This window comes from Rhizobium sp. Root1204, from assembly GCF_001424965.1.
GTDB lineage: Bacteria > Pseudomonadota > Alphaproteobacteria > Rhizobiales > Rhizobiaceae > Pararhizobium.
Genome location: NZ_LMCZ01000001.1, coordinates 482,052 through 507,698, shown reverse-complemented (window position 1 = coordinate 507,698; position 25,647 = coordinate 482,052). Strand labels below are relative to the sequence as shown.

The 25,647-nt window shown below is 60.6% G+C and carries 29 protein-coding genes; 10 read left to right on the top strand and 19 right to left on the bottom strand.

The genetic code is table 11. The annotated features are described in order from the left end of the window. The first annotated feature begins 17 nt into the window (after positions 1-17). Complete coding sequence (locus tag ASC96_RS02480; protein WP_060500973.1) at positions 18-1,391, top strand: FAD-dependent oxidoreductase; 1,374 nt, start codon at positions 18-20, stop codon at positions 1,389-1,391. Positions 1,392-1,586: 195 nt separating this feature from the next. On the opposite strand, the gene ASC96_RS02475 is transcribed toward ASC96_RS02480, so the two are convergent. Then, a complete protein-coding gene (locus tag ASC96_RS02475; protein ID WP_060500972.1) occupies positions 1,587-3,170 on the bottom strand; it encodes a peptide chain release factor 3 in 1,584 nt (527 codons plus the stop codon). 96 nt (positions 3,171-3,266) lie between these two features. Here ASC96_RS02475 and dut point away from each other — a divergent pair, with 96 nt between their 5' ends. After that, positions 3,267-3,737, top strand: a complete 471-nt coding sequence (gene dut / locus ASC96_RS02470) for a dUTP diphosphatase (RefSeq protein ID WP_060500970.1) — start codon at positions 3,267-3,269, stop codon at positions 3,735-3,737. Further along, positions 3,737-4,633 (top strand): GNAT family N-acetyltransferase, encoded by an 897-nt coding sequence (locus ASC96_RS02465; RefSeq protein ID WP_060500967.1) that lies wholly within the window; start codon positions 3,737-3,739, stop codon positions 4,631-4,633. Before dut ends, ASC96_RS02465 begins: the two co-directional genes overlap by 1 nt. A gap of 3 nt (positions 4,634-4,636) precedes the next feature. Here ASC96_RS02465 and ASC96_RS02460 read toward each other — a convergent pair whose 3' ends face one another. Next, positions 4,637-5,083 (bottom strand): Lrp/AsnC family transcriptional regulator, encoded by a 447-nt coding sequence (locus ASC96_RS02460; protein ID WP_060500966.1) that lies wholly within the window; start codon positions 5,081-5,083, stop codon positions 4,637-4,639. 133 nt (positions 5,084-5,216) lie between these two features. Between ASC96_RS02460 and ASC96_RS02455 the strand changes: the two genes are divergently transcribed. Further along, complete coding sequence (locus ASC96_RS02455; RefSeq protein WP_060500965.1) at positions 5,217-6,113, top strand: DMT family transporter; 897 nt, start codon at positions 5,217-5,219, stop codon at positions 6,111-6,113. Between the two features lie 35 nt (positions 6,114-6,148). After that, on the top strand, positions 6,149-6,454 hold the full coding sequence (locus ASC96_RS02450; protein WP_060500963.1) for an NIPSNAP family protein: 306 nt from the start codon (positions 6,149-6,151) through the stop codon (positions 6,452-6,454). 3 nt (positions 6,455-6,457) lie between these two features. On the opposite strand, the gene ASC96_RS02445 is transcribed toward ASC96_RS02450, so the two are convergent. Beyond that, a complete protein-coding gene (locus ASC96_RS02445) occupies positions 6,458-7,015 on the bottom strand; it encodes a cysteine hydrolase family protein (protein ID WP_060500960.1) in 558 nt (185 codons plus the stop codon). 37 nt (positions 7,016-7,052) lie between these two features. Beyond that, positions 7,053-7,685 (bottom strand): LysE family translocator, encoded by a 633-nt coding sequence (locus tag ASC96_RS02440; RefSeq protein WP_060500958.1) that lies wholly within the window; start codon positions 7,683-7,685, stop codon positions 7,053-7,055. 153 nt (positions 7,686-7,838) lie between these two features. Here ASC96_RS02440 and ASC96_RS02435 point away from each other — a divergent pair, with 153 nt between their 5' ends. Both ASC96_RS02435 and cysK read left to right on the top strand, forming a co-directional pair. Beyond that, the gene (locus tag ASC96_RS02435) at positions 7,839-8,456 is read left to right on the top strand and encodes a LysE family translocator (protein ID WP_060500956.1); all 618 of its coding nucleotides are present in this window, start codon (positions 7,839-7,841) and stop codon (positions 8,454-8,456) included. 134 nt (positions 8,457-8,590) lie between these two features. Continuing rightward, positions 8,591-9,559 carry a cysteine synthase A gene (gene cysK / locus ASC96_RS02430; protein ID WP_060500954.1) on the top strand — a complete coding sequence of 323 codons (969 nt, stop codon included), beginning with the start codon at positions 8,591-8,593 and terminating at the stop codon, positions 9,557-9,559. Positions 9,560-9,802: 243 nt separating this feature from the next. Here cysK and ASC96_RS02425 read toward each other — a convergent pair whose 3' ends face one another. The 3 genes from ASC96_RS02425 to ASC96_RS02415 all read right to left on the bottom strand — a co-directional run bounded on the left by ASC96_RS02425 (position 9,803) and on the right by ASC96_RS02415 (position 13,931). Beyond that, positions 9,803-11,335, bottom strand: a complete 1,533-nt coding sequence (locus tag ASC96_RS02425) for a YifB family Mg chelatase-like AAA ATPase (RefSeq protein ID WP_060500953.1) — start codon at positions 11,333-11,335, stop codon at positions 9,803-9,805. A gap of 242 nt (positions 11,336-11,577) precedes the next feature. After that, positions 11,578-12,525, bottom strand: a complete 948-nt coding sequence (gshB, locus tag ASC96_RS02420; RefSeq protein WP_060500951.1) for a glutathione synthase — start codon at positions 12,523-12,525, stop codon at positions 11,578-11,580. A gap of 857 nt (positions 12,526-13,382) precedes the next feature. Next, positions 13,383-13,931: a dihydrofolate reductase family protein gene (locus tag ASC96_RS02415; protein ID WP_060500949.1), complete on the bottom strand. Its 549-nt coding sequence runs from the start codon at positions 13,929-13,931 to the stop codon at positions 13,383-13,385. A gap of 197 nt (positions 13,932-14,128) precedes the next feature. On the opposite strand from ASC96_RS02415, the gene ASC96_RS02410 reads away from it, so the two are divergent. Next, positions 14,129-14,920: an SDR family oxidoreductase gene (locus tag ASC96_RS02410; protein ID WP_060500947.1), complete on the top strand. Its 792-nt coding sequence runs from the start codon at positions 14,129-14,131 to the stop codon at positions 14,918-14,920. A 168-nt stretch (positions 14,921-15,088) separates the two neighbouring features. On the opposite strand, the gene ASC96_RS02405 is transcribed toward ASC96_RS02410, so the two are convergent. Then, complete coding sequence (locus tag ASC96_RS02405) at positions 15,089-15,337, bottom strand: glycine zipper 2TM domain-containing protein (protein WP_060500944.1); 249 nt, start codon at positions 15,335-15,337, stop codon at positions 15,089-15,091. A gap of 217 nt (positions 15,338-15,554) precedes the next feature. Further along, a complete protein-coding gene (locus ASC96_RS02400; RefSeq protein WP_060500941.1) occupies positions 15,555-15,788 on the bottom strand; it encodes a hypothetical protein in 234 nt (77 codons plus the stop codon). Between the two features lie 271 nt (positions 15,789-16,059). Between ASC96_RS02400 and ASC96_RS31445 the strand changes: the two genes are divergently transcribed. After that, positions 16,060-16,260 carry a hypothetical protein gene (locus ASC96_RS31445; protein ID WP_060511960.1) on the top strand — a complete coding sequence of 67 codons (201 nt, stop codon included), beginning with the start codon at positions 16,060-16,062 and terminating at the stop codon, positions 16,258-16,260. 195 nt (positions 16,261-16,455) lie between these two features. Here the strand turns inward: ASC96_RS31445 and ASC96_RS02395 are convergent, their stop codons facing one another. The 10 genes from ASC96_RS02395 to rsmI all read right to left on the bottom strand — a co-directional run bounded on the left by ASC96_RS02395 (position 16,456) and on the right by rsmI (position 24,094). Next, positions 16,456-17,076 carry a YdeI/OmpD-associated family protein gene (locus ASC96_RS02395; RefSeq protein WP_060501423.1) on the bottom strand — a complete coding sequence of 207 codons (621 nt, stop codon included), beginning with the start codon at positions 17,074-17,076 and terminating at the stop codon, positions 16,456-16,458. 65 nt (positions 17,077-17,141) lie between these two features. Further along, positions 17,142-17,354, bottom strand: a complete 213-nt coding sequence (locus ASC96_RS02390) for a hypothetical protein (protein WP_060500939.1) — start codon at positions 17,352-17,354, stop codon at positions 17,142-17,144. Positions 17,355-17,398: 44 nt separating this feature from the next. Beyond that, positions 17,399-17,830 carry an SRPBCC domain-containing protein gene (locus ASC96_RS02385; protein WP_060500937.1) on the bottom strand — a complete coding sequence of 144 codons (432 nt, stop codon included), beginning with the start codon at positions 17,828-17,830 and terminating at the stop codon, positions 17,399-17,401. Then, entirely contained in the window at positions 17,827-18,147 is a 321-nt protein-coding gene (locus tag ASC96_RS02380; protein ID WP_060500935.1) for a metalloregulator ArsR/SmtB family transcription factor, read from the bottom strand. The genes ASC96_RS02385 and ASC96_RS02380 overlap by 4 nt, the downstream gene beginning before the upstream one ends. Positions 18,148-18,244: 97 nt before the next feature. Next, positions 18,245-19,360, bottom strand: coding sequence for a sn-glycerol-3-phosphate import ATP-binding protein UgpC (locus ASC96_RS02375; protein WP_060500933.1), 1,116 nt, complete (start codon positions 19,358-19,360; stop codon positions 18,245-18,247). Positions 19,361-19,372: 12 nt separating this feature from the next. After that, positions 19,373-20,215 (bottom strand): sn-glycerol-3-phosphate ABC transporter permease UgpE, encoded by an 843-nt coding sequence (ugpE, locus tag ASC96_RS02370; RefSeq protein WP_060500931.1) that lies wholly within the window; start codon positions 20,213-20,215, stop codon positions 19,373-19,375. 14 nt (positions 20,216-20,229) lie between these two features. Then, positions 20,230-21,054, bottom strand: a complete 825-nt coding sequence (locus tag ASC96_RS02365) for an ABC transporter permease subunit (RefSeq protein ID WP_060501421.1) — start codon at positions 21,052-21,054, stop codon at positions 20,230-20,232. Positions 21,055-21,403: 349 nt separating this feature from the next. Beyond that, positions 21,404-22,702 (bottom strand): extracellular solute-binding protein, encoded by a 1,299-nt coding sequence (locus ASC96_RS02360; RefSeq protein WP_060500930.1) that lies wholly within the window; start codon positions 22,700-22,702, stop codon positions 21,404-21,406. Between the two features lie 104 nt (positions 22,703-22,806). Continuing rightward, positions 22,807-23,175: a YraN family protein gene (locus tag ASC96_RS02355; protein ID WP_060500928.1), complete on the bottom strand. Its 369-nt coding sequence runs from the start codon at positions 23,173-23,175 to the stop codon at positions 22,807-22,809. Continuing rightward, on the bottom strand, positions 23,165-24,094 hold the full coding sequence (gene rsmI / locus ASC96_RS02350; RefSeq protein ID WP_060500926.1) for a 16S rRNA (cytidine(1402)-2'-O)-methyltransferase: 930 nt from the start codon (positions 24,092-24,094) through the stop codon (positions 23,165-23,167). The genes ASC96_RS02355 and rsmI overlap by 11 nt, the downstream gene beginning before the upstream one ends. 258 nt (positions 24,095-24,352) lie before the next feature. Here rsmI and dnaN point away from each other — a divergent pair, with 258 nt between their 5' ends. After that, the gene (gene dnaN, locus ASC96_RS02345; protein WP_060500924.1) at positions 24,353-25,471 is read left to right on the top strand and encodes a DNA polymerase III subunit beta; all 1,119 of its coding nucleotides are present in this window, start codon (positions 24,353-24,355) and stop codon (positions 25,469-25,471) included. Positions 25,472-25,647 lie beyond the last annotated feature (176 nt).

The window sequence follows — 25,647 nt, the reverse complement described above, 5'->3', positions numbered from 1 at the left end:
GTCACCCGGAACGCTCGATGTCCCAGAAAACCCAATCCATCACCGAACCGGCACGCCAGATCGATGTCATCCACGAAACCGATGTGCTGGTGGTGGGTTCGGGTCCGGGTGGCCTTGCGGCGGCGCTGGCTGCTGCGCGGGCCGGTGTGTCCGTCACCTTGGTCGAGCGGTTCGGCTGCTTCGGCGGCAATATCACGGTCGTTGGTGTCGAGGGCTTTGCATGGTACCGGCACGAGGCAACGGTCGAGGCAGGCGGTGTCGGCTGGGAGTTCGAGGAGCGGGCAAAGGCCATGGGCGCCGCCGTTCCCGAGAGCCAGTCGCTCAGTTATGAGCTGGATTCGGAGGGCTTCAAGCTCGTCGCCGACAGGCTGGTGGAAGAGGCCGGCATCTATGCCATGCTGCACCGTCAGTTCGTGGCTCCGGTCATGGATGGCAACGTCATCAAGGGCATCGTCGTCGAATCCAAGGCCGGACGCGAAGCCATTCTCGCCGCCCGCGTGATCGATGCGACCGGTGACGCCGATGTCGCCCATCGCGCCGGAGCGCCAGTGTTCAAGACGCCGGTGGAGCAGATGCAGGCGGCGTCGGTGATGTTTCATCTGGCCGGTGTCGACAAAAAGGCCTTCATGGCCGGTGTCCGCTCCGATCCGCAGACCTATGGTGATTGGTCGACCGGCGAATGGCAGATCGAGACATCGGGCAAGGAAGATCAGATGTTCTCGCCCTTCCTTGGCAAGCCGTTTGCCCAGGCAATCCGCGACGGCATCATTCCGGCGCATCTGAACACGATTTCAGGTACCTGGGGCGCGCTGCATGACACGGGCGAACTGACCTATATGAACCTCATCCATCTCGCCGGCTGTGATGGCACCGACCCCGACAGCATGACCCGTTTCGAGATCGAGGGGCGGCGCCAGTCCATGCTGGCGATTGACGCCTTGCGCCGCTACACGCCGGGCTGCGAGGGTGCGCGCCTGCGCAATTTCGGCATGAGCATCGGCATTCGCGATACCCGCAAGATCGATGCGGTCTACAACATCACCGAGAGCGACGTGCGCAACGAAGGCCGTTTCGAGGATACGATCGGCATCTATCCGGAATTCATCGATGGCTACGGCGTCCTGATCCTGCCGACGACCGGGCGCTACATGCACGTCCCCTACCGGTCGATGCTGCCGAAGGGTGTCGAAAACCTCCTGGTCGCTGGCCGCGCCATCGGCGGCGACCGCATCGCCCATGCGGCGACGCGCAACATGGCCTGCTGCGCGGTCGCGGGGCAGGGTGCCGGTGTCGCTGCGGCGATTTCGGTGAAAACCGGAAGATCGCTTGACGCGATAGATGTGCTGGCCGCCCAGAAAGAGCTTGAACGGCAAGGCGTGCGGATCAGGTAGAGTGAATGGATTGCGGGAGCGGCCACGATCTCCCTCTTCTCCCCCCGCGGGGAGAAGTGCCGAGCGGAGCGAGGCGATGAGGGGGCGGTTCGGCAAATGCTAATGGCTTCGCCCCCTCATCCGGCCCTGCGGGCCACCTTCTCCCCGCTGGGGAGAAGACGAACCAAGCCGAAAACCCCGTTTATTAGGGTCCGATCACGCCGCCTTGGCGACGTGATATTCCTTGATGGCGATCATCTTGATAGCCGGGTAACGTTCTGCCTCGTAGCGCAGCGAGAACGAATCCTGCGCCAGGAACACCGGATCGCCGTCGAGATCGCGAGCGATATCGCCGCGCCGGGCGGTGATGAACTTTTCCAGTTCCGCCGGCTGTTCTGCGGAAATCCAGCGGCAGACCGAGAAACGGGCAACGTCAAAGGAAACCGGCAGGCCGTATTCCGATTGCAGCCGTTCCTTCAGAACGTCGAGCTGCAGCGCGCCGACGACGCCGACGATGGCGGGTGAGCCGTCTTCGGGCGAAAACAGCTGCACGACGCCTTCTTCGGCCATCTGCTGCAGCGCTTCCTTCAGCTTCTTCGCCTTCATCGCATCCTCAAGCCGCACGCGGCGCAGGATTTCCGGCGAAAAGTTCGGAACACCCTGGAAGACCAGCTGTTCGCCTTCAGTCAGCGTGTCGCCGATCCTGAGGGTGCCGTGGTTGGGAATACCGACCACGTCGCCGGCATAGGCCGTATCCGCCAGCTGCCGCTGCGAAGCGAAGAAGAATTGCGGTGCCGTCAGGCCCAGCTGCTTGCCGGTGCGCGCCAGCCGCGCCTTCATGCCGCGTTCCAGCTTGCCGGAGCAAACGCGGGCAAAGGCAATGCGGTCGCGGTGGTTCGGGTCCATGTTGGCCTGGATCTTGAAGACGAAGGCCGTCATTTTTTCGTCGGTCGCGTGCACGGTGCGGATATCCGCCACCTGGTCGCGCGGCGGCGGTGCAATGTCGCCGAGCGCGTTGATCAGGTCGCGCACACCGAAGTTCCGCAGTGCCGAGCCGAAGAAGACCGGGGTCAGATGGCCTTCGAGGAAGGCCTTCCTGTCGAAAGGCTTGCAGGCCTCGATAGCCAAGGACGTTTCGTCGATGAAAGCCTCGCGCTCGTTTTCCGGCAGCCGGTGGGCCGCCATTTCCGGGCCGTTGACCTTCGTCAGAATTTCCTGCGTGTCGGCGCCACGCACCGTATTGTCGGCCAGGTGATAGGAGCCACAGAAGGTCTTCGAACGGCCGATCGGCCAGGTCACCGGCGCGCAATCCAGTGCCAGTTTCTCTTCCACCTCGTCGAGAATTTCAAACGGGTCGCGGCTTTCACGGTCCATCTTGTTGATGAAGGTGATGATCGGGATGTCGCGCATGCGGCAGACTTCGAACAGTTTGAGTGTCCGCGGCTCGATACCCTTGGCGGCATCGATGACCATGACCGCCGCGTCCACGGCCGTCAGCGTGCGATAGGTATCGTCGGCGAAGTCTTCGTGGCCGGGCGTATCGAGAATGTTGAAAACATTGCCGTGATATTCGAAGGTCATCACCGAGGTGACGACGGAGATGCCGCGCTCGCGCTCGATCTTCATCCAGTCGGAGCGCGTCTGAATACGGTCCTTCTTCGCCTTGACTTCACCGGCAAGCTGAATGGCGCCACCGAACAGCAGCAGTTTTTCAGTCAGCGTGGTTTTACCCGCATCCGGGTGTGCGATAATAGCAAAGGTGCGACGGCGGGAAACCGCCTCGGCGATACTTTCGGCCATGATGTGAATCCTGTGAATTGCCGCGTATGTAGCGGAGCCGTGGATAACTTGCAATTCGCATTGACTGCGCCGCGGCCTGAATTGCTAAGGAGAGATATGACCCATCCATCGCAGACTGCCCCAACTCTCAGCCTCGTCCGCCTGCAAAACGGCGAGGGCATCGAGCTTCCCGCATACGAGACCGCCGGCGCCGCCGGCATGGATCTTCGCGCCGCCGTCGAGGCGGACCGGCCGTTGTTCCTTGGTCCGGGCAAGCGGGCGCTGGTGCCGACCGGTTTCGTCTTCGAAGTCCCGGCAGGCTATGAAGCGCAAATCCGCCCGCGCTCCGGTCTGGCTTTCAAGCACGGCATCACCTGCCTCAACACGCCCGGCACGATCGACAGCGATTATCGTGGCGAAGTGAAGGTTTTGCTGATCAATCTCGGCGACGAGGATTTCTTGATCGAGCGCGGCATGCGGATCGCCCAGATGGTGATTGCGCCGGTGACGCAGGTGTCCGTCCGCGAAACGTCCGGCGCCAGCGAAACCGCACGCGGCGCCGGCGGCTTCGGCTCCACCGGCGTTTGATGGCCGCTTCTGAACTCAACACCGGGTTGACGTTCCGTCAGGACTATTTTGCCGACCCGGCAGCCTGGGTCGGGCTGGTGGCGCTGCTTGAGGATACATTCGGCATCGATGTCGGCATCCAGGATTGCTTTGGCGGGCCTGATCCAACCAGCATGCCCTTCGCTTATTTCGATGAAAACGGTGTTTGCGTCGCCAATTTCAGCGCCTTTTCCATGCCGGTGATGATCGATGGCCGTCTGGTGAAGGCCGCTGGTTTCCAGTCGGGCGCGGTGCGGCCGCAATGGCGCGGCCGCGGGCTCTACCGGGATCTGATGAATCGGGCATTCGGCTGGTGCGACGCGCAGGGTTTCGAGCTTGGTCTTCTCCTGACGGACAAGCCGTCGATGTATGAACCCTACGGTTTCAAAGTTCTGCCGCAGCACCGCTTCATTGGCGTGCCACCTGCGGAAGCGAAATCTGCAGGCAGGTCGCGTGCCCTCTCGATCGAAAGCGCCGATGATGCTGCTCTGATCCGCCAGATGCTGCACGAGAGAATGCCTGTTTCATCTGTCTTCGCCGTTGCCGCTCAAGTGGAAATGTTTCTGCTCAACAGCGTCTTCGATACCGATGTCTGCCTCAGCTATCTGGAAGAGCATGAGGCTATTGTCGCGTGGAAGGCCGAAGGTACATCCTTTCATCTTCTCGATGCCGCCGGAAAAGCGATGCCCCCGCTCTCCGCCATTCTTTCAGCGCTCGCTCAAAACCCCGATAGTGTCGAGGTCTGCTTTTCGCCCGACAAGCTGGGCTGGCAAGGAACGGCTGAACCGTTTGTGTCCGATATCAGCCTGATGGTTCGGGGCAATAGCGCGGAGCGCCTGTCCGCGCCGGTGATGCTGTCTCCGATGGCGGAATTCTGAGGGTTATCTTCCGCCATTGAGCGGCGGCAACCGGCGTTTAACGGGCGACGATTTGACGATCGATGTATTGGTCTGGGACCGCTCTGCGATCTTGTCGAGGATCGTATCCAGTTGTTCCATGTCGCGCACCAGGAGCTTGGCGATAAAGCAATCGTCGCCCGTCACCTTGTCGCATTCGACGAATTCCGGCGTCTCCTGGATCATCTTTTCGACGATATGCAGCATGCCGGGCATGGGCCGAACCCGCACGACCGCCTGTAGCGCATAACCAAGCGCTGCAGGGTTGATCGATATGGTGAAGCCGGTGATGACGCCGCGATCCTCCAGCCGGCGCAGCCGGTCGGCGGAGCTGGGGGAGGAGAGCCCTGCCTCCTGCGCCAGGTCCTTCAAGGAAATGCGTGCATTAGCGGACAGGATGTCGAGTAGTCGCCGGTCGAGATCGTCAAGCATAAGAAAGCTCCGTAAGGGTAAAGCGATAAATTCCCTTTTATGATTAGGCTATTTTACAAGATAGCCTTCACATATCCATATATTCCGCCGTCGCCACATCATAATTTGTTGCTTTGATCAAGGGAGTGGTGTGATGGAAAAGGATATCAGGACCGGCAGTCTCGAAATGACGGCGGCCATGCTGATTTCGGGTACGATCGGCTGGTTCGTGCTGATGTCCGGCCAGCCTGTGATTGATGTCGTGTTCTGGCGTTGCCTGTTCGGGGCGCCGACGCTTCTGGCGATCTGCGCGACGCTCGGCCATTTCCGGGCCGGTATCCTGACATGGCGGCTGTTCGGGCTCGCTGTCTTGGGCGGCGTCGCCATCGTCGTCAACTGGCTGCTGTTGTTTGGTGCCTATTCGCGCTCGTCCATCTCCATCGCCACCATGGTCTACAATACCCAGCCGTTCATGCTTTTGGCTATCGGCGGGCTGGTTTTCCGGGAAAAGATCACCGTCACCAAGCTCGGCTGGCTCGCCGTCGCCTTTGCCGGCATGGCGGCGATCGTGCAGGCAAAACCATCCGGCGGCTTCACCGGCGGCGATTATCTCACCGGAATTGCCATGGCTCTGGCCGCCGCGTTCTTTTACACTCTGGCAGCCTTGGTGGCGAAACGGTTGAAGGGCACGCCACCGCATCTGATCGCGCTGATCCAGGTGGTAACCGGTCTTTTGATGCTGGCGCCGTTCGCCGGTTCCTCCGGGCTGCCGGGCGAGACTTATCAGTGGGGATTGCTGGTGGCGATGGGCGCCGTGCATACCGGGCTGATGTATGTTCTGCTCTATGGCGCGATCCAGAAACTGCCGACGCATCTCACCGGCGCGCTCTCGTTTATCTATCCCGTTGCCGCACTGGCCGTTGATCGCATCGCGTTCGGTCATCAGCTGCAACCGGCGCAGCTGCTCGGTTCGGTGGCGATCCTGATTGCAGCTGCCGGCATGACATTCGGCTGGACATGGCCCCGAGCCGTGCGGCATCAGGCAAACTGAAACCACGCATCCCGAAATCACACATGGAGACTGGAATGATCACGTGCTATCTGCGCTACACCATCGATCCTTACAAGCTGGCCGAATTCGAGGAATATGCCAGGCTGTGGATCCCGCTGGTCAATCGGCTGGGTGGCACGCATCACGGCTATTTCATGCCACATGAAGGAGCGAACAATATTGCGCTCGCCCTCTTCAGTTTTCCCAGCCTTGCGGCCTATGAAGAGTATCGCGGCAAGATGGCAAAGGATGCCGAATGCCTCGCCGCCTTTGCCCTTGCCGAAAAGACCCGCTGCATCCTGAGCTATGAGCGCAGCTTTATGCGGCCGGTCTTCGAATGATAATCAGAAGGTGATTTCATCCGACCGGCGCAATTCAATCGCGTGACCACCGGCATTGAAGCCACCGAGCACGCGGTTGTGGTGGGCAATGATCTGCGCAAAGGCCAGATCGCCCATATCGCCGGTCGTGTGGCCGTCTGAAAGAAGGGTAACATCGTAGCCGAGCGTGACGGCCCGGCGCGCCGTGGTATCGACGCAGAATTGCGTCTGACAGCCGCCGATGACGAGATGGGTGACAGACAGTTTGCCAAGCTCTTCTTCGAGGCCGGTCTGGAAAAAGCTGTCGCAGCTCGTCTTGTGAATGACCGTTTCGCCCAAAACCGGCGCAATCTCATGACGCAAGCCCCAGCCATGTGACGACCGCGCCAGCGGGTCGCCGGGACCGCCGTCGTATTGCACGAGAATGACCGGAATATGGGCGGCGCGGGCGCGGGCCTGGATCGATTGCAGACGGCCGATGGTTTCGGTCAAGGCGGCATCGATGGCCGGCTGGCGCTCGGGCGTGCCTTCGCCGTCAAGGATGGCGTTCTGGACGTCGATGATGAGGAGTGCAGTTGTCATGGTATTCTCTGGTCTGGTTATGGAAGAGGAAGCGGCCTCAGCGCCGGCTGTCCATAGCCATCCGCAAGGCAAGCGCGCCAAGCACGCCGCCCATCAGCCAGCGTTGCATGGAAAGCCAGGCCGGACGGCCCGCAAGGAAGGTGGCGATGGAGCCGGCCGTCAAAACGATGAGCGCGTTGACGGATAGGCTGGTGATGATCTGGATTGTCCCGAACGTGAGCGACTGCAGAAAAACATGACCCAGCGCCGGATCGATGAACTGTGGCAGCAATGAAAGATAGAGTACGGCGATCTTCGGATTGAGCACGCTGGTCGCAAAGCCCATCAGGAACAGCCGCCGCGGTGTATCCTGTGGCAGGTTGCGGACTTCGAAGGCCGATCGCCCGCCGGGACGCACCGCTTGCCAGGCAAGGTAAAGAAGATACAGCGCGCCACCAATCCGCAGCACGTCATAAGCATAAGGCACGGCAAACAGCAGCGCAGTGATGCCGAATGCAGCTGACAGCATGTAGACGAGGAACCCGAGCGCCACACCGCCGAGCGAGATCAATCCCGCCATCCGCCCCTGACAGAGTGAGCGGGAAATCAGGTAGATCATATTCGGCCCAGGCGTCAGCACCATGCCGAGCGCGACGAGGGCAAAGGCGGCAAGGCTTGCTGTTTCAGGCATGAACGGTGTTTCCCATCGGGATGTGCAAGGCGGATGTTTCGATATGTGCTGCGCCACTGCATTAGCGGTAACTTCCTTTTCGATCAATCGCGTACAAATTGCCAGCCTTGAGAAAACCCGCTAGACATCAGCCTTGCCTTCAGGAGCCTGACGATGAGCCTTGCCACGCTTTTTGCCTATTGCACCGCGCTGTTCATCGCCGCCGCGATCCCCGGACCTGGCATGACGGCGCTTGTGGCCCGCGCACTCGGCTCCGGTTTCCGCGAGACGTTTTTCATGGGACTGGGCCTGGCGCTTGGTGACATCGTCTATCTGACGGGCGTTATCCTCGGGCTTGCTTTCGTCGCGCAGACATTCACCACGACCTTCATGGTGATCAAGGTTTTAGGCGCGCTCTATCTGATGTACATCGCCTACAAGCTCTGGACTGCCGGGCTGTTGCCGCAGGAGATCGAGGCAAAGAAGAGCGCCAGCATGGGCCTGTCGTTCCTCTCGGGTTTGCTGGTGACGCTGGGCAACCCGAAGACGATGCTTTTCTATGTCGCCCTGGTGCCGACCCTGATCGACCTGCATGTGATCGGCGTCAAGGAATATGTCATCCTTGTCTGTGCATCCTTCACCGTCTTGATGGCCGTGGTCATCCCATACATCCTGCTGGCCTCGCGTGCCCGGCTGCTCCTCAAAAAGCCCCGCGCCCTGACATCGCTGAACCGGATTGCCGCCGGTATCATCGGCACAACCGCGGCCTATATCGCCACGCGCGCCGCCTGAAAAATTCGTTCCGTAACAGGCGGTTACGCAACGGTTTTTTCCAACGGGAATAAGCCCGCGGAAAATCGTACTCTGGCATGCCGGAGGCTTTGCCCCTATTCTCTGCGCCAACTGATGAGAAAAGGGAGAGCACCATGTCAGAACAGCGCAAACCCGGCCGCGGCCGCGTCTATTCCTCGATCACCGAGACCATTGGCGATACGCCGATCGTTCGCCTCGACAAGCTGGCCAAGGAAAACGGCGTCAAGGCCAACCTTCTCGCCAAGCTCGAATTCTTCAATCCGATCGCCTCCGTCAAGGACCGTATCGGCGTCGCGATGATCGAAACGCTGGAAGCGCAGGGCAAGATCACCCCCGGCAAGACGACGCTGATCGAACCGACCTCCGGCAATACCGGCATCGCGCTCGCCTTTGCTGCCGCTGCAAAGGGCTACAAGCTCATCCTCACCATGCCGGAGACCATGTCGATCGAGCGCCGCAAGATGCTGGCTCTGCTCGGTGCGGAACTGGTGCTGACGGAAGGCCCGAAGGGTATGAAGGGCGCCATTGCCAAGGCCGAGGAACTGGCCGCGACGCTGCCGGACGCGATCATTCCGCAGCAGTTCGAAAACCCAGCCAACCCGGAAATCCACCGCAAGACGACGGCCGAGGAAATCTGGAACGACACCGATGGTGGCGTCGATATTCTCGTGTCCGGCATCGGCACGGGAGGCACGATCACCGGTGCTGGCCAGGTGCTGAAGGCGAAGAAGCCGTCGGTCAAGGTCATTGCCGTTGAACCCGTCGAATCTCCGGTTCTCTCCGGCGGCGCCCCCGGTCCGCACAAGATCCAGGGTATCGGCGCCGGTTTTGCGCCTGCCATCCTCGACACGAAAATCTATGACGAGATCGTCACCGTTTCGAGCCCGGAAGCCATCGAGACCGCCCGTCACGTGGCGCGCCTGGAAGGCGTGCCGGTGGGTATTTCATCCGGTGCCGCGCTGAAGGCGGCGATCACGATCGGCCAGCGCCCGGAAAACGAAGGCAAGACCATCGTCGTGATCATCCCGTCCTTTGCAGAGCGCTATCTGTCGACGGCGCTGTTCGAAGGTCTGGGCGGTTAGGGATTTTATGCGCGGTGGCGCCGCAATCTGGCGGCGCCACCGCAATCCCGTATCTCAGCTTGCTGCCTTTTCGATTGATCACGCAGGGACCCGGTTGCTCCCGGTGCCGAAGGAACTTGCCGAAAAGCACTGAGGGCGACCGAACAGCCCCGTCTTCACTATGCTCTTTTCAAAGAACTGGCAGCACCCTCCTGAGGCGCTTCCTTCGCGATGATAACCTGCCTCGCGTTGCCGGGGAAAATGTTACGCCGCTGCCGTCAACCGCTCGCCGGCGATCCGGTAGGAAATCGCTTCGGCGAGATGAATGCGCCCGACCGTCGCCTTCTCATCGAGATCGGCAAGCGTGCGGGCCACCTTCAGCACCCGGTGATAACCGCGTGCCGAAAACTTCATTTTCTCCGCCGCATCCCGCAGCAATTGCAGTCCGCCAGCGTCGGGCTCGGTCATCTTTTCAATCATCGCTGTTGAGCAGCGGGCATTGGAAAGGATGTGCGGCATGCCAAGTGCGATGAAGCGGTCCATCTGGATTTCGCGGGCGCGCGCCACCCGCCGGGCGACGACGGCGCTCGGTTCGGCCGGTGCCGGACGGATCAGGTCGGCGGCGGTGACCGAGGGGACGTCGATGCGGATATCGATCCGGTCCATCAGCGGACCTGAGATGCGGCCCTGATAATCGGAGACGCAGCGCGGGCCACGGGCGCAGCTATGGCCGGGCTCTCCCGCCATGCCGCAGCGGCAGGGGTTCATCGCGGCAACCAGCTGGATGGCGGCCGGATAGGTGACGCGGTGATTGGCGCGGGCAATGATGCATTCGGCGGTTTCGAGCGGCTGGCGCAGCGCATCGAGCACCTGCGGCGTGAATTCCGGAAATTCATCGAGAAACAATACGCCGTTATGGGCCAGCGACGCTTCGCCCGGCTTGGCGCGCAGGCCGCCGCCGATCATCGCCGCCATGGTGGCGGAGTGGTGTGGCGTGCGGAAGGGGCGCCGGTCCGACAGCTTACCGCCGGCCAGTTGCCCGGCGATCGAGTGGATCATCGACACTTCGAGCAGTTCCGGCGGTGAGAGAGGCGGCAGGATCGAGGGCAGGCGGGCGGCCAGCATCGACTTGCCGGAACCGGGCGGACCGACCATCAAGAGGTTATGGTTTCCGGCCGCTGCCACTTCCAGCGCCCGCTTGGCGCTTTCCTGGCCCTTGATATCAGCGAGATCCGGCATGTTGGCGGGGCTGGCACGCACGGCCGGTTCGGGACGCGACAGCACCTGCGTGCCACGGAAATGATTGGCGAGCGCAATCAGGCTGCGCGGCGCCAGAATGTCGATCTCGGATCCCGCCCAGGCGGCCTCAGCGCCGCTGTCGGACGGGCAGATCAGGCCTTTGCCAAGGCCGTTGGCGCCGATGGCGGCGGGCAGGGCTCCGGAGACAGCGGCGATGGTGCCATCGAGATTGAGTTCGCCGATCACCACATATCCATCCAGCGCATCGCCGGGAATGGCGCCGAGTGCCGCCATCAGGCCAAGCGCGATCGGCAGGTCGAAATGCGAGCCTTCCTTGGGAAGATCAGCAGGCGCAAGATTGACGGTGACCTTCTTGGCGGGTAGCGACAGGCCGGAGGCGTGGAGTGCTGCCTGCACCCGCTCGCGGCTTTCGGCGACCGCCTTATCGGGAAGGCCGACGATCTGCATGCCGACCTTGCCCGGCGCGACCATCACCTGAACATCGACAGGCAGGCCTTCTATGCCTTGAAATGCAACCGTACTGACACGCGCGACCATGATTGCCCCTCTTGCCGCGAGGCAGGTCAGCAACCCGCCACCACAACCTTTTCCGGTTGTGGTGTGAAATCTTGCACGAATAACGGAATAAAACAAGAACAATTATCGAACAGATTCGACTGTTCCAATCGGCCTGGTTGTGGCTCGGTTGTACCTCAGGAACGGAGCGGAACAACCGTGAACATCCGGGGGATGAAATCGGGCGCCGGGACGGATAGCCGCCCCGGCCGCTCAATCATTCATCAGGCGCGCTTGCGTTCGATCGCGTCCCAGAGCAGCGCGGCGATATCGGCGCCGCCGAATTTCTTCACTTCGCGAAGACCGGTAGGAGAGGTGACATTGATCTCGGTCATCACGTCACCAATCACATCGATGCCGACGAGCAGGAAGCCGCGTTCACGCAGCGCCGGTCCGATGCGGGCGCAGATTTCCTTTTCCCGCGCCGTCAGGTCCGTCGGCATCGGCGTGCCGCCCGCATGCATGTTGGAGCGGGCATCGTGTTCGGCAGGCACCCGGTTGATCGCGCCGACCGGCTCGCCATCGACGAGCAGGATGCGCTTGTCGCCCTTGCGCACGGCCGGCAGGTATTCCTGGGCGATGAAGGGTTCGCGGAACATTTGTCCGAACATTTCCAGGAGCGACGACATGTTGCGGTCATCGCGGGTCGAATGGAAGACGCCGGCGCCGCCATTGCCATAGAGCGGCTTCAGGATGATATCGCCCATCTCTGCGCGGAAACTGGCAATCTCGGCGGGATCGCGGGTGATCAGCGTCTTCGGCATCAGGTCGGGAAATTCGGTGACGAAGATTTTTTCCGGCGAGTTGCGCACCCAGGCCGGATCGTTGACCACAAGCGTCTTCGGATGGACGCGCTCGAGCAGGTGCGTCGAGGTGATATAGGCCATGTCGAAGGGCGGATCCTGGCGAAGCAGCACCACGTCCATGGTGGAGAGGTCTATGCGCTCGGCATCTCCCAGCGTGTAGTGGTCGCCCTTGACGTCGCGCAGGCTCATCGGTTGAACAGTGGCGATCACCTTGCCGTCGCGCAGCGACAGCTGGTTCGGCGTGTAATGGAACAGCTTATAGCCGCGCGCCTGCGCCTCAAGGCTCATGGCAAAGGTACTGTCACCGGCGATAGTGATGCCAGAGACATGATCCATCTGGACCGCGACATTTACGATTTTCGCCATGGGACATTTCCTGTTGATCGGGGGCGTCATTGAATGAGGCTTGTCTATATCAAATCGTATCCGGTGAACCATACAGATTTCTGCCGGGGGCCATATTTGGACATGCCTTCCCGATCACGCGGCGGCTTTTCCGCCCGTGGCTTGAAGCATCTGCAATGTCTGCCGGCTTTGGGGTCGGCAGGATCGGCCGGGGCACATCGGGTGCCTCAGGTAAGTAGAAGTAGGTGACACGCGATGTGCCCCNAGCATCTGCAATGTCTGCCGGCTTTGGGGTCGGCAGGATCGGCCGGGGCACATCGGGTGCCTCAGGTAAGTAGAAGTAGGTGACACGCGATGTGCCCCGTTTCAGTGTCTTTTGCCGCGCTTCTCAGGTTCTTCTGCGCTTTCCTCTCTGACAGGAAAGCCTCCAATGCCCCAGCCCGGCCGCTTATCCGCCAAGCCTTTCAATCCGGNTTTTGCCGCGCTTCTCAGGTTCTTCTGCGCTTTCCTCTCTGACAGGAAAGCCTCCAATGCCCCAGCCCGGCCGCTTATCCGCCAAGCCTTTCAATCCGGCGGGGTCTGGCCCTGGACCGTCCAAGAACGGTGTGACCACCCGGCACGCCCGGTTCATTTTCACGAACCGGAGGAGAACCACCTTTCACGCAGCCCCGGGGATTTCGCGCGCGTTTCGCCAAACCGTCCGGGCACCGGCCCCACCTCGCCGGCAACGCAAACCGGTGTATCCGTGATGGGACGGGAAGAAGTATGGCACGGGTTTTGAGAGCGGGGATTTGCGGGGATGAATTTTTTTGGGGGGAGCGGCGGATGGCGTCGGTGGTGCGCGATGTGCAGACGTCCGCGCCGGTTCGCCTTACCGCTCAGTCCCGCGGCACATAGATCAGATGAACCGTATCATCATCGATCAATGTGCTCGACACCAGATGCAGCGGAGGCCGTGCCGCGTGGAAAAAAGGTTTGCCCCCGCCGAGCACGAACGGCCGCACGTGCAGGTGATATTCCTCGATCAGGCCCAGCCTTGTCATAAGCCCGGCCAGTTCCGGGCCGGAAACGCTGAGCGTACCGTCCGTGCGGGCCACGATGTCGCGAACCTGCGTTTCGATATCGCCGGAGATAAGCATGGCGTTCGGGCCGGCCTCCGAAAGCGTGCGTGAAACGACCCATTTGGGCATTTTGCGCCAGACTGCCGCGAACTCGCGCAGCGAAGCATCCCATTCCGGATGATCATCGTCCCAGTAGCGCATGACCTCGTACATCCGCCGGCCATACACAGCGCCGACATGGTTGCGGATCGTCTCGATCCAGTAATCGAAGTGCTTTTGGCTTGGGGCGGCCATGACCAAATTTCCGCCGAGATCATCGACATAGCCATCGATGGAGACGTTCATTGCCAAAATAAGTTTGCCCATGACCGGTCCCTTCTCACAGTGGGTTCACAGATCGGACTGCTTGTAATTTGCAAGTGGTGCAACGCTATCGCAACTGTCTGCAAATCGCAAGCGGTCTGGTAGGCAAGCGTTCTTGCCGCAAACGAGGCCTGCGCGGGCTGTTGCGGGACCGGCCGCAAGTTCATACCTTGTGGGCTCAACCTCACAAGGAGCAGCAGATGCAGATCGACCTCGCAGGCAAGACCGCTCTGATTACTGGATCTACCGAAGGCATCGGCTACGCGATCGCCCGCCAGCTTGCGAGGGCAGGCGCGGACGTGGTGATCAATGGAAGGTCTGACGAAAAGACCGCCAAGGCCGCCGAACGCTTGAGAGGCGAAGGGGCGAGGGGCACAGTCGCCGCCTTTGCAGCCGATGTCGCAACCGCTGAAGGCTGTGACGCGCTCGTCGCAGAGGTTCCTCATGTGGACATTCTCATCAACAACGCGGGTATTTTTCAGCCGCTCGACTTTTTCGAGGCGAGCGACGCGGTGTGGGATCGCCATTGGCAGGTCAACGTCATGTCGGCCGTCCGGCTGTCGCGCGCCTACCTTCCGGGCATGCAGACCCGCGACTGGGGCCGGGTGATCTTCATCGCGTCGGAATCCGGCTTCAATATTCCGGTGGAAATGATCCATTACGGCGTGAGCAAGACCGCAGATATCGCGGTAGCCCGCGGGTTGGCCAAGCGCATGGCGGGCACTGGCGTGACCGTGAACTCGGTCCTCCCAGGCCCAACACTCTCGGAAGGCGTCGAGGCGATGCTTGCCGAAGAGCGTGCAAAGACCGGCAAGCCGATCGAGGAGCTTGCGGCGGACTTCGTCAAGACGCATCGCGCCAGCTCGATCATTCAGCGCGCGACCAGCGTCGAAGAGGTTGCCAATCTCGTGACCTATCTCGCCTCGCCCTTGGCATCCGCGACGACCGGGGCTTCCATGCGCGTGGACGGTGGGCTGATCGACACGCTCTGAGGCGAACGCGGCATTGTTTGAGGAAATGGACCTGCCATTTGGCGCAGAAAAGCCCCCGGCGTGCTCTGCACGTCGAGGGTCTTTAAGGTCATGACGGCAAATGAACAAATCAGATTATTTTTCAGGCAAGTGACGCATATCTTTCGCCACCTGCCTTGTCGTAAACAATTAGCGGCCGCAAGCGATTGCAGAACCGGCAGCACCGCCCAATGTCGCCCCGGCGCCAACGGCCCAGAGTTGGCCTGTGCCGGACCCGATCGCCGACCCTGCCACGCCGCCCACAACTGCCCCTCCAACCGTCCCAGCCACGCAGCCGGGTGACGCCGGGCCAGCGGCGGAATTCATGTTCGCCGTTTGGCATCCGGCCAACGCAAAGCATGATGCAGCGACGACGACCATAGTGGAATAACAAGACATTTCTTCCTCCTATCGTTGGTTTCGAATCTTGCTTAGTCCTGAAGTTTCGACCAGCGCGGACATCGCCAAGGCCTCCAGATCAATCTCGCGGCGGTGATCGAATAGCTTACAACTCGGAGAACTGGGTTTTTGTTCCATATGTGGTGAGGGTGAACGTTCGCCCCACTTCAAGGGTGTCAGCCGGCCGCTGCGATCGGGCTGACGTCATGGGAAGGCGTCACGACGCCGAATAGGTCACCGTCACGCCGCGCTGGCGAAAATAGGCCTGCATCAGTTTTCTGCCCGAACGGTTGTTCTGCACCAACTTGGCCGGGTCGAAGACGGCTTCTTTCAAACCTGCCCGCGTCAGCGCCGCCTTGAGATTGGCGATATGCATGTCGATATCGGCATTATCCGCCTGGAGCGATTCATAAATGCGGTTTGTTGCATCCGCTACGGTCAGTTCGCTCATGATTGTACTCCTGCTGTTGTTTGGCTGGCGCTTGCCAGAATTCTTGGCTCGACCCTATCGCGGTGAACAATGCCGAAGTCAACGGGTGACGATGGATTGGACTTCGGGGCCGCCTTCGAAGAGGTGGCATTGGGGAGGCCTGCGAGTGCCGGGCATATCCGGCCAGACGCTACGGCAGCTTCCCGCTAGACGCAGACGTTGCGGTGGCGCACGTGCGAAGCTATGTGTTCGGCTGTATGCACGGCAATGGAGAAACGAGATTATCAAGATAATGGTTTTGCTGCACAGCGCCGTTGGCGTTGATTGGCAGTCTCCTCCCAAAGGCACAAGCCTGAAGACTTTAAGCGAAGCCGAAGAACAAGGCTTCATCCTTATCCGAGGGGAATTTCAGAAACGCCAGTTCCGTCTGACAGAGCTGGGCTCGGAACATGCCGAGCGCGACAAGCGACGGCTTGAAGCGCGTAGGCTTTGAAACGATCTCGTCACGCTGCACTTGGTTTACAGGGCGGCGGCAAATGTCTGATTGGTCAGCTCTCCTTCGCGCCGATTACGGTCCTGCCCGCTTACATTGCCAGCCTCTCAACGTGCTTGTTTTCGGATGCCGCGATCCGCAGGTCATTGGCGTGGAAGCCGATGGTGATCCGGCCGACCTCGCCCGGAACGGCGATTACCGCTCCATGGCGCCTTTTCCGGCGATGATCTTCGACCGGAACTTTTCGATGCGCGCCATGCGCGTTTCGGGGTTTTTGGTCGAGCTGAGATGGATGACGTAGCTTTTCTGTCGCCCCGGCGTCAGGCCCCAGAAGGCTTCTGCAAGTTCGGGATCGGAATCCAGCGCATCAACCAGTTCATCCTGCAACTCCAGTTCGCTCGTGTCTCTTGGCGGCTTGATGCCGGCCTCGGCGTATCCCATCGCCTCCGTCAGGTAGGACCGGATAACGTCTTCCATCCGTGTGACATCCGCGCTGTCAACGAAGCGGATCATGTCGGCATGTTGCGTGTTCGCGCCCTGCTTTTCGAGAACGCCTTCAGGGTCTTTCATCAGTGCGGCGTTGAAAAAGGTCAGGCGGAAATCACCGCGAAAGGCGCCGAAGATGACGATGTTGCGTCCCTGGTGCATGTAACAGGGGTGGCCCCATTTAACCATTTCGACCAGCCCCGCGTCGGTGCAAATCCGGCGCAGATCGTCCAGGCCCTGCGACCATTGCCGGGTGGAACAGTCCGGTCCCGCAAAACGCTCGCAGCGGCCGCATCCCTTTGTGAAGTAGTCTTCAATGTCCGTGATCATCATAGGGGCCATGGCGTCTCTCGATTGATTGCATCAGGGGAAGGACAACAAGCGGCGCGTCCGGCTCAAGCCTTTGACCCACGCCACCTTACCGCATAGGGCAAGACGAACATGTAAAGGCCGGTGAACAGCAGCAGGAAGAGTGGCGGCAGCGGCGCGTAAACCACCCACGGCGGAGGTTCACCCAGCGCCATCGCCCCAAAATTGGCAATGACGGTGAGAGTAAACAGGATCGATAGCCATCGGTGCGCCTGGCGAATCCACATGTTCGAATTCATTGAAAACTCCCGTCGTTATCCGTGATGAGAACCGTTGGAGACCTTCAGGCCGTCTGCGCGACAACCTGTTCCAGCTTTGCGAGAAATGTGCGCCAGCCTGCTTTGGCACCGCCATAGGCCTGCTTCTGATCCGGCCGGAATCCCGACTGTTCCATGCGCAGGCGGGTTCCTGCGGCGATGGGAGTGAGCGTAAACGTCACGACACTGTTGAGATCAAAGGCCGGATCGTCGTGCTTGAAAATCCAGGTATAGGACAGCGTTTTTTGCGGCTCGACGACGAGCACCTCGCAATCGAGAACGCCACCCCATTCGCCGCGAAGATTGAACCGGTGACCGACGGCAGGACTGAAGTCGTTGTTCATCAGCCATTCGGAGATCAGATGCGGCTGGGTAAGCGCCCGCCACAGCTTTTCCGGCGGATGGGCGATCTCCCGCTCGACAATGATGGTGCGTGTGGAAGCCGGTGCAGCGCTCATTGATCCATCCTGTTCAGCAAATCTTCGAGCTTGTTGAACCGGCCCTGCCAGAAGCCTGTCATCTGGTCCGTCCACTCGGTCAAAGGCGCAAGGGCGCCAAGTTGGGCGCTGTATTGGGTTTGGCGGCCTTCGTGACGGTCGCTGACCAGTCCGGCCCCTTTGAGAATGGCCAGATGCTTCGACACGCCCGGCTGCGAAATGCCCGCCCGGGCCGTCAGTGCCGCAACGGTCTGGTCGCCATCACGGCACAGGCCCTCGAAGATGGCGCGCCGCGTCGGGTCGGCAAGGGCTTTAAAAAGCGTGGCTTGATCTGGCATGAAAATACATAACTCTCTGGCTATTGGTTTGGATAAATAGCCAAAGAGTTATGGGTTCGTCAAGCGATTTTTGGACGGGAGATAAGGTGGCCGCTGCTCACCCGGCAGCCATCTCCAGCGTCTGCGCGGTTTCGCGTTTGGTGGCGGAAGCGTCGAACGGTTGCGCCAGGCGCTTGCCGGTGTCGGCATCGAAGAAATGCAGGCGTTCCGGGGCGATGGAGAGAGATAGGGTTTCGCTGATCCCGATCTCGGGCGACAGCGAGGCCGTCAGCTTCTTGCCGTCGACGGTGCCGTGAACGAGGCGCTGGGCGCCGAGTTCCTCGATATATTCGACCTTCAGCGTCAGCGACGGTTCGCCGGTTGACGCGATCCGCAGGTCTTCGGCGCGGATGCCGACGGTGACCGGGCCGGGAAATGCCGGGGCGCGGCCTAGGTCGAGCACCTGGCTGCCAAAATGCAGCTGCGTGCCCTCACGGGTGCCGCGCAGGAGGTTCATCGCAGGAGAACCGATGAAGCTGGCGACGAAGGTCGAGGCGGGCGTGTGATAGACATCGAGCGGCCGGCCGATCTGCTCGATCTGGCCGCCGTTGAGGACGACGAGGCGGTCTGCCAGCGTCATGGCTTCCAGCTGGTCATGGGTGACGTAGAGCGAAGTGGTGCCGAGGCGCTTCTGCAACTGCTTGATCTCGCCACGCATGGAAACGCGCAGCTTGGCATCGAGGTTGGACAAGGGCTCATCGAACAGGAAGGCAGCCGGTTTGCGCACGATGGCGCGGCCCATGGCGACACGCTGGCGCTGGCCGCCGGAAAGCGCCCGTGGCTTGCGGGTAAGATACTGCTCGATCTCCAGCATGCGGGCGGCTTCGGCCACGCGTGCGTCGATCTCGGCCTTCGGCGTGCCGCGGTTCTTCAGCCCATAGGCGAGGTTGTTGTAGACGGTCATATGCGGATAGAGCGCATAGTTCTGGAACACCATGGCGATATCGCGTTCGGCCGGTTCGACGTCATTGATCACCCGGTCGCCGATCTCGACGGTGCCCCTGGAGATCGCCTCGAGCCCCGCGACCATGCGCAGCAGCGTGGACTTGCCGCAGCCGGACGGGCCGACCAGCACGATGAACTCGCCGTCCGCGATGTCGATCGAGACGGATTTCACCGCCTCGACACCGCCTGCGTAGATCTTCGAAACATTGGTGATGTTGATCGCTGCCATGGTGGTGTTCCTTTACTTGTCGCTTTCGGTGAGGCCTTTGATGAACCAGCGCTGGAAGATCATCACGATCATCACAGGTGGCACCATGGCGAGGATCGCCAGCGCAAAGGCTTCGTTGTAATCGGGAATGTTGGAGCCGACCCAGACGAGCAGGATCTGCTTGATGCCGCGCACCAGCGTGAAGAAGCTCTCGTCGGTGGTCATCAGCGTCGGCCAGAGATACTGGTTCCAGCCATAGACGAACATGATGATGAAGATCGCCGCGATCATCGTCTTCGACAAAGGCACGATCACGTCGATGAAGAACTTGAACGGTCCGGCGCCATCGATGCGGGCGGCTTCCAGGAGTTCGTCGGGGATCGATTTGAAGAACTGGCGGAAATAGAAGGTGCCGGTGGCCGACGCCAGCAGCGGCACGATCAGGCCGGTATAGGTGTTGGTCAGCTTCAGCGTGTTCATCACTTCGTAGGACGGCAGGATGCGCACTTCGAGCGGCAGAAGCAGCGTCGTGAAGATCATCCAGAAGGTGATGGTGGCAAAGCGGAAGCGGAAATAGACCAGAGCATAGGCCGCCAGCATCGAGAGAATGATCTTGCCCGCGGCAAAGCCGATGCCGAGGATCAGCGAGTTCATCATCATCCGGACGCCGGTGATCTTGCCGGTGAAGCCGCCCTCCTTGGTCAGCACCTTGGTGTAGGTCTCGACGAAATGGCCGCCGGGCAGGATGCTCAGCCCATTGCGGTGGATCTCGGCGGCCTCGTGGCTGGAGGTCATCAGGGCGACGAGCAATGGCCCGACCATGAAGAAGACGCCCATCATCAGGATGACGTGATCGAAAAGCTTGGTGCGATGCATGGTTTCGCCTCCGCTCAATTGTAGTGGACGCGCCGCTCGATGAAGCGGAACTGGAAGATGGTGAGCACGAAGACGATGATCATCAGGATGACCGACTGGGCCGAGGAGCCGCCGAGATCGTTGCCGCGGAAGCCATCCATGTAGACCTTGTAGACCAGCGTGATCGGGTTGTTGGCGGCCTTGTCCTTCACCATCACGTCGATGACGCCGAACGTGTCGAACAGCGCGTAGGTGGTGTTGATGATCAACAGGAAGAAGGCGGTCGGGGCGAGCAGCGGCAGGATGACGGTCCAGAAGCGGCGCAAGCCCGAACGGCAATCCATCAGTGCTGCCTCTCGCACGGAGACCGGAATGCCCTGCAGGCCGGAGAGGAAGAAGATGAAATTGTAGGGAATCTGTTTCCACACCGAGACGACGATCATCGCGAAGGCCGTGTCGTTGTAGTTCAGCCCGACCTTCATGTCCCAGCCGAAGAAGGCGGCAACCTTCACCAGCGGGCCGATATGCTGGTCGAACATCATCATGCCCATCAGGCCGGCGACAGGCGGGGCGATGGCATAGACCCAGATCAGCAGCGTCTTGTAGGTGGCATTGCCGCGGATGACGCCGTCAGCCTTGACGGCGAGCAGCAGGCCGATCGAAAGCGAAAAGAACGTGACGAGGGCTGTGAACACGGCAGTGAAACGGGCGATGCCGAGATATTCGCCGGATTTCAACACGTCGGTATAGTTGGCCGTACCGACGAAGGTCGAGCCGAAACCGAAGGGGTCCTCGAGATAGAAGGATGATTGGATTGCCTGTACCGAGGGCCAGTAGAAGAAGATGAAGATGATCGCCATCTGCGGCGCCAGAAACAGATAGGGCAGGAGCCGCGAGCTGAACTGCACGCGCTTTGCGTCCGTCTCTTCCGGCGGCTTGCTGGCGGATTTGTTCAGGCCGAGGATGCGCCAAAACCCGCCGGGTCCGGGGGCTGCCATTGTTCCGGACAGTGCCTGGGAGGTGGTCGTGTTCGTCATGAACGGGCTTTCAAAATGATCGTGCGAGGGACTTCCCTCTTCTCCCCAGCGGGGAGAAGTGCCGAGTGAAGCGAGGAGATGAGGGGGCGGTGCGGCATACTCTGAACGCGCCGAAACACCCCCTCATCCGGCCTTCGGCCACCTTCTCCCCGACGGGGAGAAGGGAACCAAATCAACCAGCCGTCTTTGCGAAACGGGCGAGCAGTTCGTTGCCTTCCTTCTCGATCGTATCGAAGGCGTCCTTGACGGAGACTTCGCCAGCGAAGATGCGGCCGTATTCGCGTTCCATGATTTCGCGGATCTGCGGGTAGAAGCCGAGGCGGTAACCCTTCGACCATTCACCAGCCGGCAGCATCAGCTGCTGGATGCCGACTTCGGCAGCAGGCTTTTCCTTGTAGTAGCCTTCAGCCTTGGCCAGCTCGTAGGCAGCCTTGGTAATGGCGACGTAGCCGGTTGCCTGATGGTAGAACTTCTGGATTTCCGGCGAGGTCAGGAACTGGAAGAAGTCGGCAACGCACTTGTTTTCGGCTTCCGGCTTGCCGGCCATTGCAAACAGCGCTGCGCCGCCGATGAAGGACGATGTGCCTGCACCCTTGATCGAACCCCAGTACGGCAGGAAGGTTGCCGAGAAAGGCATCTGGGCCGTCTTGGTCAGGCCGCCGAACGAGCCCGACGAACCGATCCAGAGGGCGGCCTTGTTTTCTTCGAACATCTTCTGGTTATCGTTCCAGCCGGCGCCGTAATAGGCGAAGTAGCCTTCATCGGCCCAGGCCTTCAGCTTGTCGAACATCATGATGAGGTTCGGGTCGGTGACCTTCAGCTGCGTGTCGGTGACGCTGTCGTAACCGTTGTTGTTGGTGGCGAACTGGATGTTGTTGCGCGAGAAGAAGTTCTCGGTGAACTGCCAGGTCAGCTGCGACTGGACGAGCGGGATGAAACCGGCTGCCTTGAGCTTGGGAGCGGCAGCTTCGAATTCTTCCCAGGTCTTCGGGGCTTCGACGCCGGCCTTCTTCAGGGCTTCGTCGTTGATGTACATGATCGGAGCCGACGAGTTGAACGGCATGCCGACGAACTTGCCGTCGCTATCGGCGTAGAAGTAGCGCACGCCATCGATGAAGGCTTCGCGGTCGAACGTGTAGCCGGCGTTGTTGATCAGGTCTTCAGCCGGGATAACGGCGCCCTTGGCGTTGATGATCGTTGCTGCACCAGCATCGAAGACCTGCAGGATGTTCGGCTGTTCGCCCGAACGGAAAGCGGCGATGCCGGAAGCCAGCGCTTCCTCATAGGTGCCCTTGGAAACCGGGGTGAGCGCGCAAGCCGTCTGCGATGCGTTGAACTTGGTGGCGATCTCGTTGATGACTTCGCCATTGCGGCCGGCCATGCCGTGCCACCAGCTGATATTGGTCGCGGCAAACGAGGAGGTGGCGGAGAAAACCAGCGCGAGGCCGGTCATCGTGAATTTCCTGATCATTGTCGTTCCTTTCACCAGGTTTAGGGTGAGGAACCGGCTAAAGCCCTTTCATGACGTCCGCATAACGCTTTTGTGTCGGAACGATTACAACTGTGCACAGCTGTTCAAAAAGCATCGGGAAGATGCAACGGCCAGCGCCACGGTGTGACGGAGATGATGTCATAGCGGATTGAAAGCGCCGCAGAATCCCTTTGTCTCGCGAGCCAGAGGTCGCTTGCAGCGCGGATGCGGCGTTGTGCAAGACCGGAAACGGCAAACACAGAATCTTCCAGCGACCGGCGGGCCTTGACCTCGACGCAGGCGATCAGATTGCCCTTGCGTGCAATAATGTCGATTTCCCCGAGTTTCGTCCGGTAGCGGAAGGCGACGATGCGGTAACCTTTAAAGAGAAGGTAAAGCGCGGCGCGATACTCGGCCAGCGACCCGCGCCGGAGCGCTTTTTTCCTCTTCTGATCCGGCCGCTCAGGTTTCATCCCGGTCTTTGAGCTCCAGGAGCCGATCATAGAGGTCCTTGCGGTTGAGGCCCGTCTGCTTGGCAGCTTCCGTTGCCGCCTTGCCGGTCGACATATCCTTGACGAGTTTTCTGAGGATAGCATCGACGTCATCGGCTTCCGGTGCCGCCGGTGCATCCGGCGGGCCGATGACGAGCACGATCTCGCCCTTGACGGTTCCGCCTTCATCATAAAATGCCTTGAGCTCGGCGAGCGTGCCGCGGCGGAATTCCTCGAAGGTCTTGGTGAGTTCGCGGCAGACCGAAGCGCGCCGTTCGCCCCCCAGTACATCATGGGCCGCGACGACGGCAGCTGCGATCCGGTGCGGCGATTCAAAGAACATCAGGGTTGCGGGAACGTTGGCGAGTTCGGCAAACCGGTCGCGGCGAGCCTTGTCCTTTGACGGCAGGAAGCCCGCAAACAGGAAAGCGTCATTGGGAAGCCCGGACCCGACTAGGGCTGCCAGAGGCGCAGACGCCCCCGGGATGGGCACCACCCGGTGCCCGGCCTCGATGGCGATCTGGCCGAGCCGGTAGCCGGGATCCGAGACCAAGGGCGTTCCGGCGTCAGAAACAAGGGCGACGGACTTGCCCTCGTCCAGCGCTGCCAGAAGCTTCGGACCGACCTCGTTGGCATTGTATTCGTGATAGGCATAGGGCCGGTTGACGATGCCGTAGCGGTCGAGCAGCACGCGGGTGACGCGGGTGTCCTCGCAGGCCAGCACATCGGCCCCGGCCAGTGTTTCCAGCGCGCGCAGGGTAATGTCGGAGAGATTGCCGATTGGGGTGGCGACCAGGTAGAGCGCCGGTTCCAGCGGCCGTGCGGGCACCGCGACATTGTGCAGACGGTAGCCCTTCTGCCGCTCGTTCGTCTGCGTTTCGCCCGATGCCTGCTTTTCCAAAACGGTATGCCCTCATGCCTTTGCCTGCCGTTCATCCGGCGCCCGGTCTTTATGGGTGAGCGGCGGCACTTCGGCAAGAGCCGCGGATTTGCGGCAATGCAAACATTACTGGGGCTCAACCACCGTTACCTCTTGCTTTTGACGGCTTGTTTCTGCCATTTTGCCCGTCCACATCTTCCCCGTCCGAAAGGGGACACTTCAAAAGTTCAAGCCGGGAGGCGCGGCCCGCCCGGCGATGGTTGAAAGCGGTAGCATCTCATGCGCATTACTCTCGAGCGGTCCAATCTCCTGAAGTCGCTGAACCACGTTCACCGTGTGGTCGAGCGTCGCAATACCATTCCGATCCTCTCGAACGTGCTTTTGCGCTCCGACGGCGCCAGCCTCGAAATGAAGGCAACCGACCTCGACCTCGAAATTACCGAAGCGACACCGGCACAGGTTGAGACGCCCGGCGCGACGACGGTGCCGGCGCATCTGCTTTACGATATCGTTCGCAAGCTGCCGGATGGTTCGGAAGTGGCGCTCGCCACCAATGCCGAAGGCACGGCAATGACCGTCCAGTCCGGTCGCTCGAAATTCTCGCTGCAATGCCTGCCGCAGTCCGATTTCCCGGATCTGACCGCCGGCGCGTTCACCCACACCTTCCGCATCAAGGCGACGGACCTGAAGATGCTGATCGATCGCACCCAGTTTGCGATCTCGACGGAAGAGACCCGCTATTACCTGAACGGCATCTATATCCACACGATCGAGAGCAAGGGCCAGCTGAAGCTGCGCGCCGTCGCCACCGACGGCCATCGTCTTGCCCGCGCCGACCTCGAAGCGCCGTCGGGTTCGGAAGGCATGCCGGGCATCATCATCCCGCGCAAGACCGTCAGCGAATTGCAGAAGCTGGTCGACAACCCGGATGTGGTCGTTACCGTCGAAGTATCGGATGCGAAGATCCGCCTGACCATCGGTTCGATCATCATGACCTCGAAGCTGATCGACGGCACGTTCCCGGATTACCAGCGCGTCATCCCGGCCAATAACGACAAGGAACTGAAGATCGATTGCCAGTCCTTCGCCCAGGCTGTCGACCGCGTCTCGACGATTTCGTCCGAGCGCGGCCGCGCCGTCAAGCTGGCGCTGTCGGACGGACAATTGACGCTGACGGTCAACAACCCGGATTCGGGCAGCGCCACGGAAGAACTTCCTGTCGGCTATGACAGCGATCCGCTGGAAATCGGCTTCAACGCCAAATACCTGCTCGATATCACCGCGCAGCTTTCCGGCACCGATGCCGTTTTCATGCTGGCTGATGCGGGCTCGCCGACGCTGGTGCGCGACATGGCGGGCGATGACGCTCTCTATGTTCTGATGCCGATGCGGGTTTAGGCCTGACAGGAATTTGAGATGGAAAACGGCCGGACCTGATCCGGCCGTTTTCGTATGCAGTTATCCGATGGCGAAAGCAGGATTAACTGGTTGTTGGCAGACTGATTTAATGACGCGAAATGACTTGTTTTTGTCGCTCGTGGCAACGCATAATCATTTCGGAGTTGGAGACGCTG

Excerpts from the sequence above, each read along its gene's own strand:
- ASC96_RS02480 (WP_060500973.1), top strand. The coding sequence starts at position 18 with ATGTCCCAGAAAACCCAATCCATCACCGAACCGGCACGCCAGATCGAT.
- ASC96_RS02475 (WP_060500972.1), bottom strand. The coding sequence starts at position 3,170 with ATGGCCGAAAGTATCGCCGAGGCGGTTTCCCGCCGTCGCACCTTTGCT.
- dut (WP_060500970.1), top strand. The coding sequence starts at position 3,267 with ATGACCCATCCATCGCAGACTGCCCCAACTCTCAGCCTCGTCCGCCTG.
- ASC96_RS02465 (WP_060500967.1), top strand. The coding sequence starts at position 3,737 with ATGGCCGCTTCTGAACTCAACACCGGGTTGACGTTCCGTCAGGACTAT.
- ASC96_RS02460 (WP_060500966.1), bottom strand. The coding sequence starts at position 5,083 with ATGCTTGACGATCTCGACCGGCGACTACTCGACATCCTGTCCGCTAAT.
- ASC96_RS02455 (WP_060500965.1), top strand. The coding sequence starts at position 5,217 with ATGGAAAAGGATATCAGGACCGGCAGTCTCGAAATGACGGCGGCCATG.
- ASC96_RS02450 (WP_060500963.1), top strand. The coding sequence starts at position 6,149 with ATGATCACGTGCTATCTGCGCTACACCATCGATCCTTACAAGCTGGCC.
- ASC96_RS02445 (WP_060500960.1), bottom strand. The coding sequence starts at position 7,015 with ATGACAACTGCACTCCTCATCATCGACGTCCAGAACGCCATCCTTGAC.
- ASC96_RS02440 (WP_060500958.1), bottom strand. The coding sequence starts at position 7,685 with ATGCCTGAAACAGCAAGCCTTGCCGCCTTTGCCCTCGTCGCGCTCGGC.
- ASC96_RS02435 (WP_060500956.1), top strand. The coding sequence starts at position 7,839 with ATGAGCCTTGCCACGCTTTTTGCCTATTGCACCGCGCTGTTCATCGCC.
- cysK (WP_060500954.1), top strand. The coding sequence starts at position 8,591 with ATGTCAGAACAGCGCAAACCCGGCCGCGGCCGCGTCTATTCCTCGATC.
- ASC96_RS02425 (WP_060500953.1), bottom strand. The coding sequence starts at position 11,335 with ATGGTCGCGCGTGTCAGTACGGTTGCATTTCAAGGCATAGAAGGCCTG.
- gshB (WP_060500951.1), bottom strand. The coding sequence starts at position 12,525 with ATGGCGAAAATCGTAAATGTCGCGGTCCAGATGGATCATGTCTCTGGC.
- ASC96_RS02415 (WP_060500949.1), bottom strand. The coding sequence starts at position 13,931 with ATGGGCAAACTTATTTTGGCAATGAACGTCTCCATCGATGGCTATGTC.
- ASC96_RS02410 (WP_060500947.1), top strand. The coding sequence starts at position 14,129 with ATGCAGATCGACCTCGCAGGCAAGACCGCTCTGATTACTGGATCTACC.
- ASC96_RS02405 (WP_060500944.1), bottom strand. The coding sequence starts at position 15,337 with ATGTCTTGTTATTCCACTATGGTCGTCGTCGCTGCATCATGCTTTGCG.
- ASC96_RS02400 (WP_060500941.1), bottom strand. The coding sequence starts at position 15,788 with ATGAGCGAACTGACCGTAGCGGATGCAACAAACCGCATTTATGAATCG.
- ASC96_RS31445 (WP_060511960.1), top strand. The coding sequence starts at position 16,060 with ATGGTTTTGCTGCACAGCGCCGTTGGCGTTGATTGGCAGTCTCCTCCC.
- ASC96_RS02395 (WP_060501423.1), bottom strand. The coding sequence starts at position 17,076 with ATGATCACGGACATTGAAGACTACTTCACAAAGGGATGCGGCCGCTGC.
- ASC96_RS02390 (WP_060500939.1), bottom strand. The coding sequence starts at position 17,354 with ATGAATTCGAACATGTGGATTCGCCAGGCGCACCGATGGCTATCGATC.
- ASC96_RS02385 (WP_060500937.1), bottom strand. The coding sequence starts at position 17,830 with ATGAGCGCTGCACCGGCTTCCACACGCACCATCATTGTCGAGCGGGAG.
- ASC96_RS02380 (WP_060500935.1), bottom strand. The coding sequence starts at position 18,147 with ATGCCAGATCAAGCCACGCTTTTTAAAGCCCTTGCCGACCCGACGCGG.
- ASC96_RS02375 (WP_060500933.1), bottom strand. The coding sequence starts at position 19,360 with ATGGCAGCGATCAACATCACCAATGTTTCGAAGATCTACGCAGGCGGT.
- ugpE (WP_060500931.1), bottom strand. The coding sequence starts at position 20,215 with ATGCATCGCACCAAGCTTTTCGATCACGTCATCCTGATGATGGGCGTC.
- ASC96_RS02365 (WP_060501421.1), bottom strand. The coding sequence starts at position 21,054 with ATGGCGATCATCTTCATCTTCTTCTACTGGCCCTCGGTACAGGCAATC.
- ASC96_RS02360 (WP_060500930.1), bottom strand. The coding sequence starts at position 22,702 with ATGATCAGGAAATTCACGATGACCGGCCTCGCGCTGGTTTTCTCCGCC.
- ASC96_RS02355 (WP_060500928.1), bottom strand. The coding sequence starts at position 23,175 with ATGAAACCTGAGCGGCCGGATCAGAAGAGGAAAAAAGCGCTCCGGCGC.
- dnaN (WP_060500924.1), top strand. The coding sequence starts at position 24,353 with ATGCGCATTACTCTCGAGCGGTCCAATCTCCTGAAGTCGCTGAACCAC.